Source organism: Pseudodesulfovibrio senegalensis (assembly GCF_008830225.1).
Classification (GTDB): domain Bacteria; phylum Desulfobacterota; class Desulfovibrionia; order Desulfovibrionales; family Desulfovibrionaceae; genus Pseudodesulfovibrio; species Pseudodesulfovibrio senegalensis.
Genome location: NZ_WAIE01000001.1, coordinates 1,117,952 through 1,134,122, shown reverse-complemented (window position 1 = coordinate 1,134,122; position 16,171 = coordinate 1,117,952). Strand labels below are relative to the sequence as shown.

18 protein-coding genes are annotated in these 16,171 nt (G+C 51.5%); 13 read left to right on the top strand and 5 right to left on the bottom strand.

The window, feature by feature from the left end; genetic code table 11:
* Window positions 1–2: 2 nt before the first annotated feature.
* Window positions 3–224 carry a DNA-directed RNA polymerase subunit omega gene (gene rpoZ, locus F8A88_RS05330; protein ID WP_151150034.1) on the bottom strand — a complete coding sequence of 74 codons (222 nt, stop codon included), beginning with the start codon at window positions 222–224 and terminating at the stop codon, window positions 3–5.
* Window positions 225–251: 27 nt separating this feature from the next.
* Complete coding sequence (locus F8A88_RS05325; protein WP_161598343.1) at window positions 252–1,586, bottom strand: DUF4340 domain-containing protein; 1,335 nt, start codon at window positions 1,584–1,586, stop codon at window positions 252–254.
* 183 nt (window positions 1,587–1,769) lie between these two features.
* On the opposite strand from F8A88_RS05325, the gene F8A88_RS05320 reads away from it, so the two are divergent.
* The 13 genes from F8A88_RS05320 to F8A88_RS05260 all read left to right on the top strand — a co-directional run bounded on the left by F8A88_RS05320 (window position 1,770) and on the right by F8A88_RS05260 (window position 13,083).
* Window positions 1,770–2,519: a tRNA lysidine(34) synthetase gene (locus F8A88_RS05320; protein WP_151150032.1), complete on the top strand. Its 750-nt coding sequence runs from the start codon at window positions 1,770–1,772 to the stop codon at window positions 2,517–2,519.
* A 68-nt stretch (window positions 2,520–2,587) separates the two neighbouring features.
* Window positions 2,588–3,493 carry a M23 family metallopeptidase gene (locus F8A88_RS05315; RefSeq protein ID WP_151150031.1) on the top strand — a complete coding sequence of 302 codons (906 nt, stop codon included), beginning with the start codon at window positions 2,588–2,590 and terminating at the stop codon, window positions 3,491–3,493.
* 121 nt (window positions 3,494–3,614) lie between these two features.
* Window positions 3,615–4,400, top strand: a complete 786-nt coding sequence (gene fliR, locus F8A88_RS05310) for a flagellar biosynthetic protein FliR (protein ID WP_151150030.1) — start codon at window positions 3,615–3,617, stop codon at window positions 4,398–4,400.
* A gap of 12 nt (window positions 4,401–4,412) precedes the next feature.
* Window positions 4,413–5,474, top strand: coding sequence for a flagellar biosynthesis protein FlhB (gene flhB, locus F8A88_RS05305; RefSeq protein WP_151150029.1), 1,062 nt, complete (start codon window positions 4,413–4,415; stop codon window positions 5,472–5,474).
* Window positions 5,475–5,531: 57 nt separating this feature from the next.
* Window positions 5,532–7,634, top strand: coding sequence for a flagellar biosynthesis protein FlhA (gene flhA / locus F8A88_RS05300; protein ID WP_151150028.1), 2,103 nt, complete (start codon window positions 5,532–5,534; stop codon window positions 7,632–7,634).
* Between the two features lie 6 nt (window positions 7,635–7,640).
* Complete coding sequence (locus F8A88_RS05295) at window positions 7,641–8,708, top strand: flagellar biosynthesis protein FlhF (protein WP_151150027.1); 1,068 nt, start codon at window positions 7,641–7,643, stop codon at window positions 8,706–8,708.
* Between the two features lie 18 nt (window positions 8,709–8,726).
* Entirely contained in the window at window positions 8,727–9,554 is an 828-nt protein-coding gene (locus F8A88_RS05290; RefSeq protein WP_151150026.1) for a MinD/ParA family protein, read from the top strand.
* A complete protein-coding gene (locus F8A88_RS05285) occupies window positions 9,496–10,281 on the top strand; it encodes a FliA/WhiG family RNA polymerase sigma factor (RefSeq protein WP_151150025.1) in 786 nt (261 codons plus the stop codon). The genes F8A88_RS05290 and F8A88_RS05285 overlap by 59 nt, the downstream gene beginning before the upstream one ends.
* 19 nt (window positions 10,282–10,300) lie before the next feature.
* Complete coding sequence (locus F8A88_RS05280; RefSeq protein ID WP_151150024.1) at window positions 10,301–10,681, top strand: chemotaxis response regulator CheY; 381 nt, start codon at window positions 10,301–10,303, stop codon at window positions 10,679–10,681.
* A gap of 29 nt (window positions 10,682–10,710) precedes the next feature.
* Entirely contained in the window at window positions 10,711–11,436 is a 726-nt protein-coding gene (locus F8A88_RS05275) for a flagellar basal body-associated FliL family protein (RefSeq protein WP_151150023.1), read from the top strand.
* 3 nt (window positions 11,437–11,439) lie between these two features.
* A complete protein-coding gene (locus tag F8A88_RS05270) occupies window positions 11,440–11,763 on the top strand; it encodes a hypothetical protein (protein ID WP_151150022.1) in 324 nt (107 codons plus the stop codon).
* 82 nt (window positions 11,764–11,845) lie between these two features.
* Window positions 11,846–12,265, top strand: coding sequence for a hypothetical protein (locus tag F8A88_RS05265; RefSeq protein WP_151150021.1), 420 nt, complete (start codon window positions 11,846–11,848; stop codon window positions 12,263–12,265).
* Entirely contained in the window at window positions 12,262–13,083 is an 822-nt protein-coding gene (locus F8A88_RS05260) for a hypothetical protein (RefSeq protein WP_151150020.1), read from the top strand. Before F8A88_RS05265 ends, F8A88_RS05260 begins: the two co-directional genes overlap by 4 nt.
* A gap of 46 nt (window positions 13,084–13,129) precedes the next feature.
* Here F8A88_RS05260 and lpxC read toward each other — a convergent pair whose 3' ends face one another.
* From lpxC to prfA, 3 genes are all read right to left on the bottom strand, one after another.
* Window positions 13,130–14,050 carry a UDP-3-O-acyl-N-acetylglucosamine deacetylase gene (lpxC, locus tag F8A88_RS05255; protein WP_151150019.1) on the bottom strand — a complete coding sequence of 307 codons (921 nt, stop codon included), beginning with the start codon at window positions 14,048–14,050 and terminating at the stop codon, window positions 13,130–13,132.
* A 179-nt stretch (window positions 14,051–14,229) separates the two neighbouring features.
* Window positions 14,230–15,084, bottom strand: a complete 855-nt coding sequence (gene prmC, locus F8A88_RS05250; RefSeq protein ID WP_151150018.1) for a peptide chain release factor N(5)-glutamine methyltransferase — start codon at window positions 15,082–15,084, stop codon at window positions 14,230–14,232.
* A gap of 14 nt (window positions 15,085–15,098) precedes the next feature.
* On the bottom strand, window positions 15,099–16,169 hold the full coding sequence (gene prfA / locus F8A88_RS05245) for a peptide chain release factor 1 (protein ID WP_151150017.1): 1,071 nt from the start codon (window positions 16,167–16,169) through the stop codon (window positions 15,099–15,101).
* Window positions 16,170–16,171 lie beyond the last annotated feature (2 nt).

The following is a 16,171-nucleotide window of genomic DNA, read 5'->3' as shown; positions in this document are numbered from 1 at the left end:
GGTTATTCGTTTCCGGCTGTTTCGCCCTGAACCATGTCGATATTATCGGGATGAATCTTTCCCGCAGCGATCTCACGCAGGGCAATGACGTTTTCCTTGTTCTTGGCTTTAACCAACGGCTCGTAGCCTTCACGATACTGTTTCACCCGTTTGATGGCCATCTGGGTAATAAGAAAACGGTTGCCCACCCTTGCCAGGCAGTCTTCTACGGTAATCCTTGCCATGAGTATTCTCCTTAACGTCTCAGACGTCTATTTCATCGATTTTCCGGGGAGCAATCCCCGCAAATCATTCATAATCTGACTAGCAACAGGATAATACAAGTCGCCGCCATTCTTGACCCAACTCTGCCCGGGAGGCAGGCTGCTGTCCGAAAAGAACTTGAGGGCAGCCAATCTGTTGCCTTCGGCATCCCGAAACTCACACGTCATCAACCAGGAAGCGGTCTGCGGCAACGCTGTGAGGGGAAGAGCCTCAAACTTCAATTCTTTAAATCGCCAAAGCGACATGTCAATGCCTGTGACACGCTTTTCCGTGTCTCCAAAAAACCACCCATCAGCAATCTTGGTCACGGTCAAAGCCTGATTCGGGTCGAGCACCTTGATGCTGGCGACCTTTCCGATATCCAAATCAACCACATTACGTCCCTGAATATCAAAAGGGGTCTTCAACAGTTGGCGTACGCTGACATCGTCCAACCGAAATGCTTCAGGCTGAAACGACGACCTTGCAGTAAATCCTCCGCCAACAAAGGGAAGATTCTTATAAATATCCATCCGTATGGAAGACTTTGAATCAAACCAAACACGTAATGCGGCTTCCGGCTCTCCGGGAAGTTCTGTGCCCACGGAAACGAAAGAATCGGCTTTCAAGCCTGCCAGCATGAGAAGGTAAAAACGGACTTCGGAATTCGATGCCCGCCGCCCTTTCAGATAGGCGGGCGTCTCAAAAACAAAGCCTTCCTTGTCGCGAACAACAGTCCACCCACCGGCATATTTCTGAGTCAACTGGAAACGCTCAACCGAAGAGATATCGAAAGGCAGCACTCGCTTGTCATAATAAAAAGAAAACGGACGAGAAACGTGTTCAAGCAGGAAGTCGTCCACGCGGTACAACCGGTGGGCCTTGGAAGAAAGCCAGGCGTACAGGCCGACATGATCTTCTCGGGGGCCAAAAACGATCCTGGTGCTTCGCCCTTTGCCACGCTCTCCTTCAGAAAGCACAAGCTCAGCAACGGGTTGGTTAAAACCATAGTCACTCTGCTGTTGAGGCGAATAGCCATAAACAGCAGCTCGGGGCTTCATGTTGAAAAGATCATGAAACAGGGTTGCCACCTTGGTGGTATCCGCTCGAACCAACAAATCTTTCCCGTCCTGATGTACGGAAACAACCCAACCATCTTCGCGGTTAAGCAGGAACTCACCATGACGCCCCTGCACGGAAACGGTTTCAACAAGCTTTGGCTGAAGCTTCAGGGGAATCGACGTGCTGCCCAAGATGTTGGGTTCAATATACTGAAAATATATCCCTGCTCCCGCCAAAATGACGACAGCAGTAATTAATGAATATATAAACAATCGCCTCAAAGCGCTCACTCCCGAAAAAATCATCTTACCGAAAAAAAAAGGCCCGCAAAGGACTACGGACCAAGCACGTTGATATCAAACGGTCTGTTTTCATATGCCAGCCCAAGCTTGCAAGTCAAGCAGCAATACACTATGTGCAGCTACGGATCGAAACCATTCTGACACCGAGGTAATAAAAAAACAATGGCTTCATGGGGAAAATTGACCTTTGCACAAAAGCAGTGCGTTTCGCTCACGGGCAAACTTATGCAACGTACGGAGATGGTGGCACCGCACTCCCGTGTGGGCATGGCCATATCCGGAGGCGTCGACAGTTTTGCCATGCTGCAGATAATGCTGATTCGGCAGGCAATAATGCCTTTCCCCATCGAACTCATGGTGCTGCACGTCAATCCCGGCTTCGACCCGGAAAATCACAAGGTACTTGCCCGCTGGTGCTCAGAACGAGGCGTGCCTGCACACCTCGCCCTTACCGACCATGGCCCTAAAGCTCACTCCGAGGAAAACAGAAAAAACTCTCCCTGCTTCTACTGCAGCTGGCGGCGACGAAAAACACTCTTCGAACTCTGCAAAAAATACGAACTCACACATCTCGCCTTTGGTCATAACGCTGACGACAACGTCATCACATATTTCATGAATATTTTCCAAAACGGAAGAGCCTCCGGCATCACCTCTTCCGAATCTTTTTTTGATGGCAAACTCCAGGTAATTCGCCCCACCCTGCTTCTCGACAAAAAAAAGATTCGCACGGCAGCTCGTCAATGGGAATTGCCTGTCTGGGAAAACACCTGTCCTTCCAACGGTTTAACCAAAAGAGATGACGTCCGCTCATGGCTTGAGGAAATTTGGAAAGGTGACAAACGAATAAAGGCCAATGTTTTCAATGCTATTTCTCGCCAACAAGTTGACTTGACAAGAAAAAAAGTCTAGACTAATTACACTTTAAGTTTTTTCCGTACACAATTTAAACGGGTCGCCCCATACAGAACACAAAAAATATGCTGTTCCGAAAATACCACATTGTTGTCTTCAAGGACAAACAAGGCTCCTGCCGCAAGCTTCAAATGCGTGGATGGGTGATGTTCACCCTCTTTTTTTTGATGGTTGGTCTTGGTGCGGGAAACATCATCTTATGGAATAAATATATCAATCAGACGGGACTGGAAAAAACTCTGAGCATGGCTGAAAAGACCGTGCAGGAACAAAAGACACAACTGCTCAGTCTTTCCCAAAAAATCAACGCCCTGCAAAAAAGCCTTTCCCGCATTCGTGATTTCGATTCCAAATTGCGCGTCATGATCAATCTTGACCAGGAATCTGCCCAGACTGCTTCCGCCAAGGGCGGATCTGCAAACGAAAATTTTTCCGACAGTTATCTGCCGCTATATCGCCAGGAGTTGCTGGCGAGAAAGATGCATGACTTCCTGCATCAACTCAGCGTCGAGGCCCGGCTTGAAGAAGTCAGACAACAGGAAATTGTTCAAAGCCTCCGTACAAAACAGGACATTCTTGAAGCAACACCGTCTATCTGGCCCACATCCGGCTGGGTTACATCCCCCTTTGCGTGGCGAACCTCGCCATTTACCGGCAAAAGGGAATTCCACAAAGGCATCGACATTTCTGCCCCGCGCGGCACTCCCATCTATGCACCGGCTCGCGGCATGGTCCAATTTGCCGGCCATGATGGATCCTACGGCCTGCACATTCGCCTGAAGCACAACTCTTCCCTGACGACTCGATACGGACACATGAATCGTCTGGCCGTCAAGGTTGGACAAACAGTCACTCGTGGTGAACTTATCGGCTATGTGGGCAACACTGGACGGAGTACCGGTCCGCATCTGCATTACGAAGTGCGGTTGAACGGAGTACCCGTCAATCCCAAGCGGTACATTCTCAACTAACGCGCATCGTGAACAGCAATTTGCAGCGCCCCCTTGCCCATCAAGGGGGCGCTTTTCTTTTGAACCCGTTCACATGTTGACCAAAATCATTTTCTGGTTCACCTTTTGCTAAAGGTGGTGCATGGATATTTTCAATTTCAAACCTGCAGAAGTCATGAGCTTCTATCTGACCTTTTTCAGGGTCAGCATAGTACTCTTTCTGCTTCCCTTTTACGGCGGCAGGTCCATACCCACTCTGATCAAGGCTGCTTTGGCCCTGGCCATATCTCTGGCAATATGGCCCCAGTTGTCTTTTCCGGGCTCAATGTTTCCGGCCAGTCCATGGAACATTCTGGTCATGCTCCTCGGAGAAGTGGCGCTCGGCATGACTTTGGGACTCATGGTGCGCATTCTTTTTTCGGCCGTCCAGACCGGGGGCCATATCATCGGCTTCCAAATGGGGTTTGCCATGGTCAACGTGGTCGACCCCCTTACCGGCGTCAGTGAGGCGGTAACCGCACATTTTCTTTACATGTGTACGATGCTGACTTTTCTCGCGCTGAACGGCCATCTGTACCTGCTTCAGGCCCTCGCTTCGAGCTTTGAATACATTCCTCCCGGCAAATTCCTGATCAATTCAGTCATAGCGGAACAGGTGTTCACCTACAGCAAGCAATTGTTCATACTGGCCATCAAGATAGCAGCCCCTGTCATGGTTGCTGTTTTCCTTGTTGACCTGTCGCTGGCACTTATTTCAAAGGCTGCGCCGCAAATGAACGTTTTGGTTCTTGGTTTTCCCGTCAAGATCGGCGTGGGCTTCATCTTTGTGGGTAGCCTTTTCACGGTTCTCGCCATGCATGTCGAGGCTTTCATTCGCGGCCTGGGTCCATTTTTCATCAACATGCTCAAAGCCATTTCCCAAGGCTGACCGAGGAAAGCAATGGCCCAGGACCCAAGCAAAACAGAAAAAGCGACTCCAAAACGTCGCAACAAGGCCCGTAAGGAAGGCCAGGTACCCAAAGGAGAAGAAATCCAGAAAGTCGTCGGACTCGTTACCGGCTTGCTGGCTATCCGATTTCTGATCGGCTATCTCTACGAACGAATTGCCAAAATTTTCTACTGGGCCTTCACGGAGGGAATCAGCCTCGAAATAACCCGCGACAATGCCTATCCCCTGTTTGCATGGTGTGTGAAACAAATAGCCGTAATCGTTCTGCCCATCATGTTTTTGCTGGCCTTTTTTTCCTTTCTCACCATGCGGCTTCAAGTCGGAAAATTGTGGACCACCAAACCCCTGCAACCCAAATTTTCAAAAATATTCAACATCATTTCCGGATTGAAGAAAATCCTCATCAGTCCGGAAGTATTCGTCCGCCTGGCCAAAAGCGTATTTCAGGCATCAGCAGTGGCAATGGCCCCTTATATCGTGCTCCAGCAGGAGTATGGCAAACTCTTGCCCATGTTCTATGCTACGCCAGCAAACATTGCGGCCTACATCCTGTCCACCGGATACAAAATGGTGTGCTACGCCTTGGTCCCCATGCTGCTGATAGCCATCGCCGACCTCGTGTACAAATTCTACAAATACGAGGAAGGTCTTAAAATGACCAAAGACGAAATCAAGGATGAAAGAAAACAGGCTGAAGGCGATCCCAAGGTTAAGCAAAAACAGCAACAAAAGGCGATGGAGTTCATGGCGCAACGCATGATGCAGGATGTACCCCGCGCCGATGTGGTCGTTACCAACCCTACCCATATTGCTGTCGCCCTTCGCTACAACGCTCTTGAGGCTCCGGCACCGCTCATCCTTGCCAAGGGCGCGGGCCCTATTGCCGAGAAAATCAAAGAAATTGCACGCGAAAACCTCATTCCCATCCAGGAAAACAAGCCTCTGGCACAAGCCTTGTATAAACAGGTGGAGATCGGTGACATGATCCCGGAAGAACTGTTTCAGGCAGTTGCGTCCATCCTTGCCAAGCTTGATAAATTCAAGAAGAAATAAAGGCAGTTGGCACTTCCGGGCATACGATGAAAAAGTATTGCGAGGGGTGTCAAAAATATGTCTCAAAAAGCTGCCGCGTCTGACATTTTCAACGTCGACTACAGCAAGTTCGCCAAACAGGGCGATCTGCTTCTGGCCATCGGAGTTGTTGTCATCCTTTTTGTGATGCTCATTCCCTTGCCCACAATGTTCATCGACTTCATGCTCACGGTCAGCATATCCTTGGGCCTTGTCGTGCTCATCACCTCAATGTTCATGGAATCCCCGCTCGAATTCTCGATCTTCCCCTCCCTGCTGCTGGTAACCACCATGCTTCGGCTGGCATTGAACGTGGCAACCACACGCGCCATCCTTCTGCACGGCGATGAAGGAACCAGTGCAGCAGGATCAGTGATTCAGAGCTTTGGTGAATTCGTGGTTGGTGGCAACTACGTCATTGGGGTTGTCATTTTCATGATTCTCTTCATTTTGAACAAAACGGTCATCGTCCAAGGTACTACACGCATCGCAGAAGTCGCGGCACGGTTCACCCTCGATTCCATGCCCGGTAAGCAGATGGCTGTTGAGGCAGACCTCAATGCAGGGCTGATCGACGAAGACCAGGCTCGAGCCGAACGTGATAAAATCAGACGGGAATCGGATTTCTATGGCGCCATGGACGGTGCTGGCAAATTTGTTTCGGGTGACGTCAACGCAGGACTCATGATCACTGCGATCAACATCATCGGCGGTTTTTTCATCGGCATTCTGCAAAAAGACATGAACTGGATGGACGCGGCGCATACATATACCCTTCTGACCATCGGTGACGGTCTGGTTGCAACCATTCCCTCCCTGATCATTTCCACTTCCGCCGGTATCATCGTGTCACGCGCCGCAGCCGAAGCCAAGATGGGCGAAGAATTCATTGGCCAGCTCACCTTCCACCACCGTGCGCTGCGCCTTGTTTCCGCCATCCTGCTCGTATTCGCCATCGTCCCGGGCATGCCCACGCTGCCTTTCATGACTCTGGCGACCATAACTTTCGTGGTTTCACAAATATCCCGCAAGCAACACCAGTCCTTCGGCGATGCGGACGCTTCTGAACAAACACCCGATACGCCAACACTGGACACGCCCGAAGAGGTTCAGGCACTGTTGCCGCTGGACCAGCTGGAACTTGAGGTCGGCTACGGACTCATTCCACTGGTGGACGAGGAGCAAAACGGCAACCTGTTGTCGCGAATCCGCTCCATACGCCGACAGTACGCACTCGACATGGGTGTGGTCATCCCCTCCCTGCACCTGCGCGACAACCTGCAGCTCAAGCCCGGCGAATACAGGTTGCTCATCAAGGGCAACCCGGTCGCACAGGCCGAATTGCTCATCGACCACTACCTGGCGATGGATCCCGGCGATGCAAAACACCGCATCGAAGGTGTGGAAACCGTGGAGCCGGCCTTCAATCTGCCTGCCGTCTGGATTCCCGAGGCCCAAAAAGAAGAAGCCATGTTGGCAGGATACACCGTGGTGGACCCCGCCACTGTTGTGGCAACCCACCTTACCGAGGTATTCCGACGCAACCTTCACGAGTTCATCGGGCGCCAGGAAGTGCAAGACCTGCTGGACAACCTTCAGAAACGTGCTCCCAAGGCCGTGGAAAGTCTGGTCCCGGGTGTCCTCTCTCTGGGTGCTGTACAGAAGGTTTTCCAAGGATTGGTACAGGAAAACGTCTCCATCAGAGACCTGCTCACCATCGTGGAAACTCTGGCGGATTATGGCATCGCCACCCAGGATCCCGCACAACTCATAGAATATGTGCGGTCCCGCATGGGGCGCACCATAGTCAAGCCGTATCTCGGAGAAGACAATACCCTGTCCATCTTCACCCTGCATCCGGGCATTGACGAAACTCTGACACAAGGCCTTCGTCCCGCCGAACAAGGCGGCTACCTCGCCCTTGAGCCGGGAACGGCACAACAGATAATCCAGGCCATCAATCACACGGTTGAGAACGCTTTTGTGGCCGAAGGCCAACCGGTATTGCTGGCAAGCCCGCAACTCAGGCCCCATCTGGCACAGCTGCTGCATAGATTCATTCCGACATTGCCGATTCTTTCCCAGGCAGAAATTCCTGCGGACATCAAGATTCAATCGCTGGCAACCGTGGAGATTCAGTAAACAGCCATGAGAATGAAAACATTCAGAGCTCCGACCCAGACGGTCGCATATGAGATGATCAAGGCGGAACTTGGCGAGGATGCCGTCATCCTTTCCAACAAGAGCGTTTCCGAAAACGGCTCAAAATGCTGTGAAATCGTTGCCGCGATCGATGAAAGCGCCCCGGATATCACGGCTGCTCCCACTCGCGACGATGTTCTGGACGAGGCACTGCAGGCCAGCAACGGCTGGCAGCAGGAATGGGGACAGATCAAGGGACAAATCATGGCCCTGCTCCGCCCGCAAATGAATCTTGAGCAGCTCTCCCCCCGCCAACGCCTTGCCATGGAATACCTTGAGCGTGAAGAAGTCGGCGGTGAAGTGCTGTTCAACGTATTCTGCTCACTGCGCGAGGACGGAAAACGCTCCATCCTCTCGGTTCTGGACACCATGGCAACAACCAAACCGCTCGGAGGCAAGCATTGGCAGAGAAAGGTTCACGCCTTTGCCGGCCCACACGGCAGCGGCAAGACTTCAAGTCTGATCCGCGTGGCCCTTCAGGAAAAGGAAAACAACCCGACGGCCAACATCTGTCTGGTTTCCGCTGACGGCAGTCAAGGCAAGGGACGCCTGATCCTCAAGCACTACGCCGAGCTCTCCGGCATGGCCCACCGGGAATTCATCACCCACGAGGATGTGGCCGCGTTGCGACGCGAAGCAGGCCGGTTCGACATGGTCCTCATCGACCTTCCGGGAATATCGGCTCAATCACATCTCAACGAATGGCTGGACGTCCACGGACTGCTTGATTGGCAAGAACTTGCCGTTCACCTGGTACTGAACCCGTATTTCTGTTCCCGCCAATTTGAAATTTTCATGGAGAGGTATAAATCTCCAAAGGTTGCAAGCGTTATCTGGACGAAACTGGACGAAGCCTGTACATTCGGTGCAATACTGAATACGGCATGTGCTAGCGGACTGCCGATTTCCGCACTTTCCTACGGTTCCGGACTGAAAAACAGCATAACGCCTGCTGAAAAAGAAATGATCTGGCGCATGCTCTTCATGCGACAGTTGCCTGGAAGCGACAATTAAAGGAGGCCTCCAATAACCATGAACTCACGATTTCCCATGGTTTTTTCCGTCACCTCCGGCAAAGGCGGCGTCGGCAAAACAAACATATCCGTCAACTTGGCATACACGCTTGCCCAGTCCGGCAAGAACGTCGTCCTGCTCGATGCAGACCTCGGTCTGGCCAATGTGGACGTTCTTCTTGGGATGGCTCCCAAGTACAATATATTTCATCTTTTTCAGGAAGACATGACCCTCGACAAAGTCATGCTGGACACTCCTTATGGTTTTCGCATACTTCCGGCATCCTCCGGAGTGAGCGACATGGTCAATCTGGACAAAGGGCAGAAACTGGATCTTCTTGATGCCATGGATGCTCTGGAAGACGAAATAGATTACCTGATCGTGGACACCGGAGCCGGCATCAACGACAACGTGCTCTACTTCAACCTCGCCGTGCAGGAACGGCTTGTGGTCCTCACTCCTGAGCCCACGTCGCTGACAGATGCCTATGCATTGATAAAGGTTTTGAAGATGTACCACGGCGTGGAACGCTTCCGTGTTCTGGTAAACATGGTTAAAGACCAAAAGACCGCAAAGGATGTATACATAAAGCTGGCCAATGCCTGCGACCATTTTCTGGACGGGGTTTCTCTGGATCTTGTCGGGTTCATTCCCTTTGACAAAAACGTCCGCAACTCGGTCGTGGCGCAGATTCCGTTCTGCCACGGCGAGCCGGACACCCCTGCCAGCAGGGCGCTGGTGCAGGCGGCAAAGCTTGTGAACGGTTGGAAACCAACGACGGCAACAGATGGCAATATCAAATTCTTCTGGAAAAAACTCCTCTTTCAAGAGCAGTCCGTGGCTTGATCTGGAGGCGGGAGCAACGGCGTGGGAGGACTTCTCCCCTCGGGACAGGGAAAACATTGTCCGCCACTACGCTCCCAAAATCCGCATCCTCGCCCTGCGAATGAAAGCAAAGCTGCCCCAATCTGTTGAGCTCAACGAGCTCATCAGTGCCGGCAGTTTGGGGTTGCTTGATGCCTTGGGCAAATTCAACCCCGAATTAGGTATCAAATTCCAGACCTATTCGGAGAACCGCATCAAAGGCGCAATGCTTGACGAATTGCGTAGAATGGATTGGTTTTCCAGAGGCTTGCGTCAGAAAGTGAAAACACTGGAAGATGCCATGCGCCAGATAGAACACGAAACCGGAGCCCCGGCCACGCCGCGCCAGATTGAAAAGCATACGGGACTCTCAGAAAAAGAAGTTCAGCAAGGCCTTGAAGCCCTGCAAAACCAGATGTGCATCAGTATAGATGCCTTTCACGAAAACATACTGACCAAGGGAGACAAGCAGGACGACGAGCCGTTTCAATCCACGGCTTTTCAGGAACTTGTTGACAAGGTTGCACATCTCATTGATGAATTGACCCCAAGAGAAAAACTGGTAATATCATTGTACTACGGCGAGGAATTGAACATGAAGGAAACGGCCGAGGTTATGGACATAACCGAAGGCAGAGTTTCCCAACTGCATTCCCAGGCCTTGATCAAACTGAGAAAAAACTTTAAATCTCGATATGAAAATGAATAAACTTCAAAGGAGACCCTAGATGGCCGCCGACACCAGCATGCGTATTCTTGTCGTGGATGATTTTTCCACCATGAGAAAAATCGTCAAAAACATCCTTCGCCAGCTCGGCTTCACCAATATTGTCGAAGCTGACGACGGCACCACGGCTTGGGACACTCTGAACAAAGATAATATCGACTTTATCGTGTCCGACTGGAACATGCCCAAAATGTCCGGCATCGAACTTCTGCGCAAGGTACGTGACAGTGAGGAATATGCCGACATCCCCTTCCTGATGGTGACAGCTGAAGCTCAGCAGGAAAACATCATTGAAGCGGTTCAGGCCAAGGTTTCCAACTATATTGTCAAGCCGTTCACACCGGAAACATTGAGCCAGAAGATCGAAAAGATTTTCCAGTAGGCGCGGAATTCCGCGAATAAGGCAACTCAATGGTCCTGCTTGTCCCGGATGATTCCGAAGAGGTCGCGGCACCTCCCGTGGATGCCTCTGCTGAATCATCCGGGCAGCCCAAGGCCCAGCTTGATGACAGCGAAGCCAGCAAGGCAACGCAAAAAGTCGATCTCGACCTCGACGATGCTCCTTTTCTTGAAGACGAAGAAGAGGAAGAAATAGAGCTTGAAGAGCCGGAAGAACCTGCTCTTGAAGATGAGGAACCCAAAAAGAAAAAAGGGTTGCCTCCGATCTTCAAAAACAAGCTTTTTTATATGGGCCTTACCATTGCCCTGCTGCTGATTGTCATTGTAGTTCTCCTGTTCAGCCGTCCATCGGCACCACCTCCCCCTCCCCCTGAAACACAGCAGACAGAACCGGCCCCGGAACCTGTTGTCGAGCCGGAAAACGTCAAACCAAATGACATCCTCCTGCGTCTGGACCCGTTTCTTATAGAACAGAAGGATTCCGAGGGAACCATACGCTTTCTGGAAGTGCGCCTCGTACTGAACACGACAAACGACGAACTGGCCCAACAATTCAAGCAGGAAACGTTCACAATACGCAACGCGATTTATTATTATCTGAAGAATAAGGATCTCGCATTTTTGTCCGATAAGAAGAATGCGGACAAACTCAAAAAAGAACTGCTGGCTGTCGTCAACCAGTACATGGCCTATGGCCGGTTCGAGTCCTTGCTGTTTGAACAATACCTTGTGAGGTGAGCCATGAGCTCTTCGCCGCTGGATCTTCCAGTTCTCATCTCCCAGCTGCACTACGTGCAGAAGTTCGCCCATGCTGAACAGACAAGCCCGGCACTGCAAAAGCAACTCTTTGGCCCGATCATTGCCGAACACCTTCGCCAGCAAGGCAAGGAACAGGTCCAAAACATAGATCCCAAGGAAAAAACAAACGCGGTTGATCGTGACGGCAAGGGAAATACACCGCAGCAGCATGCAGAGGAACAAAAGGAACAAAAGGAAAAGGAACAGGAAACCATTACTTCAAACGCCTCCCCCTGGGCCGGGAACATCGTCAACGTCAAAATCTGATTTTGCCAGTTCTGTTGCCTTCCCGCATGGAAAAAGGCAATAATATGCTCACTTTTTCCATAACCCTAACAGGCTGAACAACATGTCCACCCTTCTGCTCGTTTTCTTTTCCCTCACGGAAATTGCCTTGCTCTGCATTGTCATCGCCTTCTTCGTTCGCCTGAAAAAATCAGAAGCACTCCTGTCGAGAATCCAGGCCAAGCAGGAAGAATTCATCAACCGTCTGCATTTCAATGCCCAGCTCGAAAATGAAATGGTTGCCACCTTTGAACAACGCCAGGGAGAGCTGGCCGAACTCAACGACGAACTGGAAAACAAGGTTCGGCAACTCAAGAAACTGATGCGTCAAGCCGATGAATACACCCGCTCGCCCCAATTTTTGCGCCAAATCGTTCTTGACGGCCACAAATCAGGAAAATCACCGGCACAACTCGCCCGCAAGGCAGGGCTCAGTCTTGAAGAGGTTGAGCTCATCATCAATCAAAGCAGGAATAAACGGTGAAGATTAGAGACGATAGGAACTACGGTGGCCATAATTTCTCCCATGGCCATCGGGCCAGCACCTTTCGCCGCACCCACTCGGTTGGCCAAAAGGTCCACGGCTATCTGCTTCGTTGGGAAAAAACCGGACTGGGATGGGTCAGCATCGATAACCAGCATCTGCTGGCATCGATTTCATCCAAACCGGCCAAGGGTTCTCGCCTCACTTTTGTCATCCAACAGCTGTTGCCCGAAATCATACTCAAAGAAATCGCCGAAGAAACAAGCGGCGCCCTTGGTTCCATTGACCTGCTGAACGAATTCAACGCACTACGGTCCCAATTTGAAACCGCATCGATCCCGGTATGGCCGTCCTGCGCCTCTGACGACCCAGACGAACGCTACCATGCCTTTATCGCAGCGTTGGAAAGCTTTCCCGAAGCACACGACGCCTTTGTCCGTGTTAGTGGTTGTGTTGCTGCAATCAACACCATCCTCGCCATGGAAACGGTTTTCAGCTACTGGCCGTGGCTTATGCCCGGAGCCACGGGGCAGGCAACCACGCTTACAATCAAACAGGACAATCAACCGTTTCATGACATGGTGCATGAATTTGAATCCAGGCAACACGGGCTGGTCCAGATTCAACTGCTATACCGCCATCCACAGGCAAGCTACAGGGTTCATCTCCAACACGGAAAAGGCTCATTCACAAAAAATGATTTCACCCCGCCTCAGTCACTCGTGCCCCCAGGTATCGACACCCACTGCCTTCAGGTAGACAGCCTGCCGAAATCCAGACACGCAGGTCTATTGGCCGAGCTTCTGCTTCAGACATAAAAAAACCCGCGTAAAAGCGGGTTTTTTTTCATGAAAAAAAGACTAATCAGGCCACACTGGGCAAAGCGCCTGAGAACTCGCGTTCAACCTCGGGCTGCGGGACAACCCGCGGTTCAAGAACGATTTCTTCTAAATAAATATCCCTGTTTTCATCAATATGACGCAAGAATTCGTTGTTCATGGCGTGACCGGAGGCAAACACTTCAAAGTGTCCATACAACGGTTGTCCCATAACCGCCATGTCACCAACAAAATCAAGCAGCTTGTGACGGACGAATTCGTCATCAAAACGCAGGCCTTCGGAGTTCAGCAGACCGTAGTCATCGAGAACCACGGCATTGTCGAGCGAACCGCCCAAGGCAAGGCCGTTTGCATGCAAATAATCGACTTCCTTGAGAAAACCAAACGTCCGGGCCTTGGCGACTTCGGCAATGAAATTATCGGGGGTCACATCCAGCACCATATGCTGGGTGCCGATGAGCGGATGAGCAAATTCAATGGTATAATCAATACGAAGGCCATTGTACGGACGGGCCTTGATATATTTTCCGTCGGCTTCGAAATTAACCGGCTTCTTAAAAGAAAGAATCTTGCGGGGCTTGGAAAGCCTGCGGACACCGGCCTGTTTGAGAAGATAAACAAACGGGGCAGCACTACCATCCATGATGGGCACTTCACGGCCATTGATTTCTACCTGAATATTGTCGATGCCCATACCGCGTACAGCAGACAACAGATGCTCGACGGTAGAAACGGAATCCTGACCGTTGCCAAGGGTGGTGGCCAATCCGGTTTCAACAACAAGCCCGGGCTTCGGACTGATAAAGGAAGAACCTGAACCGTTGCGAACGGAAAAGAGAACTCCGGTATCCTCAGCTGCGGGGCGCAAGGTCATTTCAACCTGTTTGCCGCTATGAAGCCCGATACCAACGCAGCTAACAGTCTTGTGAATCGTAGTTTGTAGCATTATCCCTCCGCTTGAAAGCACCTATCAATAAGCAAAAAAGATGCCAGAGCTGAGGTGTCGCATAAGTACCTAAAATAGTGAGTAAAAATTAAAAAAAGAGAATCTAAGCACATGTTGCACAAACTCAATTCGTTGTATTTTTTCAACAAAAACAGACGGTAGCTGTTGCTTTTTTTCCATTATTTTTTCTGCGCCGCCACAAAGCGATCGTGCCCGGAATAATCCTTGTTTATTGAAATTCCGTCAAAATCCCCATGCTGCGACTCCAGGATATTTCTAACAGCCTCACCATGACGCCAACCAAATTCCATGAGAAATGAGCCACCACTCGCCAACGCATTCGCCACACGAGGCACAAGCTGACGAATATGATCCAACCCGTCATGCCCCGACGTCAATGCCGTGCGCGGCTCGAATTCACGCACCTCGGGTGAACAATCGGCATACTCCTCTTCCGTAACGTATGGCGGGTTGGAAACCACAAGATCGAGGCTGCGCGGTCGAAACAACGGTGCGGTGAAATCGGCCTGTGCAAAATGTATGCGGGAAAGAGCACCGTGCGCCTTGGCATTAACACGGGCAAGGGCGAGAGGACCGGGGAGCAAGTCCACGGCAACGCCCCGGGATTTTGGAAAAAGTACGGCTAAAGTGACGGCAAGAATCCCTGACCCCGTACCAAAATCTGCGAACACAAACGAATCCTGCGAATCAAACAGTTGCTCGCAATATTCAACGATATGTTCGGTTTCAGGTCTGGGGATCAGTACGTCAGGAGTAATGGAAAAATCGAGACCATAGAACTCCTGCCGCCCGACAAGATAGGCCACAGGCTCCCCTGCCGCCCGGCGAGCCACCAGTTCATGTATACGGCTGACCTGAGCTTCTTCAAGGGGACGATTGATATCAAGGTGCAGTTGAAAGCGCTGCACATCCAGCACATGGGCTATGAGCACTTCGGCGGAAAGAACCGGCGAGTCCACAGCGGACAAACGCTGCCGGCTTTCGTCAAGTACCTGACGAACGGTCGGACCCATGATCCGTTCCCGGCCTAGCCTTCGGCCTGCTTTTGAAGGGCTTCACTCTGGTAATGGCTGATCAGGGCATTCAACAGTTCGCCAAGGTCGCCTTCAATGACCTGATCCAGCTTGTACAAGGTCAAATTGATGCGATGGTCGGTCACGCGTCCCTGCGGGAAATTATAGGTACGAATCCGTTCGGAACGGTCGCCGGAGCCAACCTGACTGCGGCGGACGGCATCCTCTTCAGCCTTGGCTTTTTCCTGCTCCAGCTGCAGAAGCCGGGAGCGCAAAACCTTGAGTGCCTTAGCCTTGTTCTTGTGCTGGGATTTTTCGTCCTGGCAGGAAACCACAAGCCCGGTGGGAACGTGGGTGATGCGTACAGCCGAGTCCGTTGTGTTGACGGACTGTCCTCCGGGACCGGAAGCACGAAATACATCCACGCGCAGATCTTCGTTGCGGATGTCGACATCCACATCCTCGGCCTCGGCCATGATGGCCACGGTCACCGCGGAGGTGTGGATACGTCCCTGCGATTCCGTAGCGGGCACCCGCTGCACGCGATGCGTGCCGGATTCGTATTTCAGTTTGCTGTAAACCTTGTCCCCGGAAACCGAAGCGATGATTTCCTTGAAACCGCCGGTGCCGGTTTCACTGGAGTTCATGACCTCGACCTTCCATCTGCAGGATTCCGCAAAACGGGAATACATGCGGAACAGGTCCGCAACAAACAAGGCCGCCTCTTCCCCGCCTGTTCCGGCGCGAATCTCGAGGATGATATTCTTTTCATCCATGGGATCCTTGGGCAACAGCAACAGCTTGAGCTGCTCTTCCAATTCGGGAAGACGCGGCTCAATATCGTCGATTTCAGCCTTGGCCATGGCCTGAATGTCCGCATCATCGTCTTCCAGCATTTCGCGGTTGTCCTCAAGCTCCTGCGAAAGCTTCTTGTACTCGCGGAATACGGCCACGATTTCACCAAGATCGGCATGCGCCTTGCTGACCTTCATATAGCGCTTCTGATCTTCGAATATCTCTGGAGCCGCAAGCTCCTTTTCAAGATCGAGATAGGATTGCTCTATATCTTCCAGCTTGGCAAACATGA

What these genes read in the sequence shown, in the direction of transcription:
- rpoZ (WP_151150034.1), bottom strand. Translation starts at nt 224, where the DNA reads ATGGCAAGGATTACCGTAGAAGACTGCCTGGCAAGGGTGGGCAACCGT.
- F8A88_RS05320 (WP_151150032.1), top strand. Translation starts at nt 1,770, where the DNA reads ATGGCTTCATGGGGAAAATTGACCTTTGCACAAAAGCAGTGCGTTTCG.
- F8A88_RS05315 (WP_151150031.1), top strand. Translation starts at nt 2,588, where the DNA reads ATGCTGTTCCGAAAATACCACATTGTTGTCTTCAAGGACAAACAAGGC.
- fliR (WP_151150030.1), top strand. Translation starts at nt 3,615, where the DNA reads ATGGATATTTTCAATTTCAAACCTGCAGAAGTCATGAGCTTCTATCTG.
- flhB (WP_151150029.1), top strand. Translation starts at nt 4,413, where the DNA reads ATGGCCCAGGACCCAAGCAAAACAGAAAAAGCGACTCCAAAACGTCGC.
- flhA (WP_151150028.1), top strand. Translation starts at nt 5,532, where the DNA reads ATGTCTCAAAAAGCTGCCGCGTCTGACATTTTCAACGTCGACTACAGC.
- F8A88_RS05295 (WP_151150027.1), top strand. Translation starts at nt 7,641, where the DNA reads ATGAGAATGAAAACATTCAGAGCTCCGACCCAGACGGTCGCATATGAG.
- F8A88_RS05290 (WP_151150026.1), top strand. Translation starts at nt 8,727, where the DNA reads ATGAACTCACGATTTCCCATGGTTTTTTCCGTCACCTCCGGCAAAGGC.
- F8A88_RS05285 (WP_151150025.1), top strand. Translation starts at nt 9,496, where the DNA reads ATGGCAATATCAAATTCTTCTGGAAAAAACTCCTCTTTCAAGAGCAGT.
- F8A88_RS05280 (WP_151150024.1), top strand. Translation starts at nt 10,301, where the DNA reads ATGGCCGCCGACACCAGCATGCGTATTCTTGTCGTGGATGATTTTTCC.
- F8A88_RS05275 (WP_151150023.1), top strand. Translation starts at nt 10,711, where the DNA reads ATGGTCCTGCTTGTCCCGGATGATTCCGAAGAGGTCGCGGCACCTCCC.
- F8A88_RS05270 (WP_151150022.1), top strand. Translation starts at nt 11,440, where the DNA reads ATGAGCTCTTCGCCGCTGGATCTTCCAGTTCTCATCTCCCAGCTGCAC.
- F8A88_RS05265 (WP_151150021.1), top strand. Translation starts at nt 11,846, where the DNA reads ATGTCCACCCTTCTGCTCGTTTTCTTTTCCCTCACGGAAATTGCCTTG.
- lpxC (WP_151150019.1), bottom strand. Translation starts at nt 14,050, where the DNA reads ATGCTACAAACTACGATTCACAAGACTGTTAGCTGCGTTGGTATCGGG.
- prmC (WP_151150018.1), bottom strand. Translation starts at nt 15,084, where the DNA reads ATGGGTCCGACCGTTCGTCAGGTACTTGACGAAAGCCGGCAGCGTTTG.
- prfA (WP_151150017.1), bottom strand. Translation starts at nt 16,169, where the DNA reads ATGTTTGCCAAGCTGGAAGATATAGAGCAATCCTATCTCGATCTTGAA.